The organism is Micromonospora sp. NPDC051296, assembly GCF_040682255.1.
GTDB lineage: Bacteria > Actinomycetota > Actinomycetes > Mycobacteriales > Micromonosporaceae > Micromonospora > Micromonospora craterilacus.
On the sequence record NZ_JBFBAO010000569.1, the window covers coordinates 1 to 2677 of the forward strand.

The 2677-nt window shown below is 70.4% G+C and carries 2 protein-coding genes; both read right to left on the minus strand.

Annotated features, from left to right (window positions below):
* On the minus strand, positions 1-744 hold a 744-nt coding region (locus AB0M52_RS32955; RefSeq protein WP_363961752.1), incomplete at its 3' end, for a potassium-transporting ATPase subunit C.
* Positions 744-2677: potassium-transporting ATPase subunit KdpB (gene kdpB, locus AB0M52_RS32960; protein ID WP_363961754.1), on the minus strand; the 1934-nt coding region annotated here is incomplete at its 5' end. The genes AB0M52_RS32955 and kdpB, both read right to left, overlap by 1 nt.

A 2677-nucleotide genomic window follows, 5' to 3' on the forward strand; every position in this document is an offset into this window, starting at 1 on the left:
GCGCTCCCGCGCCACCCGCTCGACCTGGAGATCGGCGTACGCCGGGGAGATGTGCGGGTCGAGGCCGCTGGCGCTGGCGGTGACCGCGTCCGCAGGCACCGCGGGCTCTGCCGGCGCATCACCCCGGACGGGAACGATCGTCGCCCCCGCGGCCCGGTAGTCCACGCCGGGTTGGGCCAGCTCCACCGCCACGCCGCCGTAGCGGGCGACGAAGGGGGTGACGGGTGCGGTCTGGTTGACGCTGACCACCCGGACGACCGGCCCGGTGCCGTCGCGGCGGAACACCGCCAGCACGGCACCGACCCCGTCCGAGGTGCAGTACGGGCGCCGCCCGTCGACACCGTCGAGCTCGCCGATCGCCTTGCTGCGGGCGCAGACCTGGGTGAGCAGACTCTGGACCGAGTCGTCAGGGTCGGTGGCGATGGTGTCGACGATGTCCTCCGGACCGAGGTTGCTGGAGCTGGTGGAGGTGGGGTCGTACCCGTCGCCGGCCGCCGAAGGGCGGGACTGGAAGTACCGGGGTACGGGGTTGCCGTCCGCGTCGGTGAAGGTCTGCCCGATCAGGGAGCTGCCGACCGGCCGGCCATCGACCTCGATGATCGAACCGTCGGCCGTGCCGGCGAGACCGGGGATCCGGCCGACAGCAACCATGGCGAGGGGGTAGGCCAGGCCGACCAGGACGGTGAAGACGAGTAGGGCGCGCAGGGCGGCCAGGTGTTGGGAGAGCCAAGACGGGAGGCGCATCACGAGATCCCTGGGATGAACTGGATGATGAGGTCGATGAGCTTGATGCCGATGAACGGCACCACGATGCCGCCGAGGCCGTAGACCAGCAGGTTGCGGCTGAGCAGCTTCGAGGCGGCGGCGGGACGGTAGCGCACGCCGCGCAGCGCGAGCGGGATCAGCGCGACGATGACGATCGCGTTGAAGATCACCGCCGAGAGGATCGCCGACTCGGGGCTGGACAGCCGCATGATGTTGAGCGCGTCCAGGCTCGGGTAGATGCCGGCGAACATGGCCGGGATGATCGCGAAGTACTTCGCGATGTCGTTGGCGATCGAGAAGGTCGTCAGCGCCCCGCGCGTGATCAGCAACTGCTTGCCGATCTCCACGATCTCGATCAGTTTGGTCGGGTCGGAGTCGAGGTCGACCATGTTGCCGGCCTCCTTGGCAGCCGACGTGCCGGTGTTCATGGCGACGCCGACGTCGGCCTGGGCGAGCGCCGGAGCGTCGTTGGTGCCGTCGCCGGTCATCGCGACCAGCCGGCCACCCTGCTGCTCCTGCTTGATCAGCGCGAGTTTGTCCTCCGGCGTGGCCTCGGCGAGGAAGTCGTCCACCCCGGCCTCGTCGGCGATCGCCTTGGCGGTACGCGGGTTGTCCCCGGTGATCATCACGGTGCGGATGCCCATCCGGCGCATCTCGTCGAAGCGCTCCCGCATGCCGGCCTTGACCACGTCCTTGAGGTGGATCACGCCGAGCGCCTGGGCCGGCTGACCGTCGACGTGTTCGGCGACGACGAGGGGGGTGCCGCCGACGCCGCTGATCTCGTCGACCAGCTGCCCGACCTGCTCGGTCGGGTGGCCACCGTGCTCGCGTACCCACTTCATCACCGCCGCGGCGGCGCCCTTGCGGATCCGCCGGGCCGATCCGACGGCGCCGCCGTCGACACTGGCGTCGGGCGTCAGGTCGACGCCGCTCATCCTGGTCTGCGCGGTGAACGGCACGAAGGTGGCGTGCGGCATCAGACCCGGCTCGCGTTCCCGCAGGCCGAACTCGTTCTTCGCGAGCACCACGACCGACCGGCCTTCCGGGGTCTCGTCGGCGAGGCTGGACAGCTGCGCCGCGTCGGCCACCTGGTCGGCGGTGACGCCTTCGACCGGGAGGAACTCGGCGGCCTGCCGGTTGCCGAGTGTGACGGTGCCGGTCTTGTCCAGCAGCAGGGTGTTGACGTCGCCGGCGGCTTCCACGGCGCGTCCGCTCGTGGCGAGGACGTTGCGTTGTACCAGGCGATCCATGCCAGCGATGCCGATCGCCGACAGCAGCGCGCCGATGGTGGTCGGGATCAGGCAGACCAGCAGGGAGACCAGGACGATGCCGGTCACGCCGCCGTCGGCGATCGCCGGGGTGTCCGGTGCGGCGGCCTGGAAGTCCTTCGAGAAGATCGCCAACGGCTGGAGGGTGACCACGGCCAGCAGGAAGATGATCGTGAGTGCGGCGAGCAGGATGTTCAGCGCGATCTCGTTCGGGGTCTTCTGCCGGTTGGCGCCCTCCACCAGGTTGATCATCCGGTCGATGAAGCTTTCGCCGGGCCTCTGCGTGATCTTGACGATGATCCGGTCGGAGAGCACCTTCGTGCCGCCGGTGACCGCGCTGCGATCGCCGCCGGACTCCCGGATGACCGGGGCCGACTCGCCGGTGATTGCGGACTCGTCGACGCTGGCGATGCCCTCGACCACGTCGCCGTCACCGGGGATGATCTCGCCGGCCTCGACCGCGACGATGTCGCCCTGCCGCAGCTGCGGAGCTGGGACGCTCTCGGTGCGGTACGTGCCGGGGGCCGCGCCGGTGGTCCAGCCGAGGGCGCGGGTGGCGACGGTGTCCGTCTTCGCCTTTCGCAACGCGGCGGCCTGGGCCTTCCCGCGTCCCTCGGCGACCGCCTCAGCGAGGTTGGCGAAGA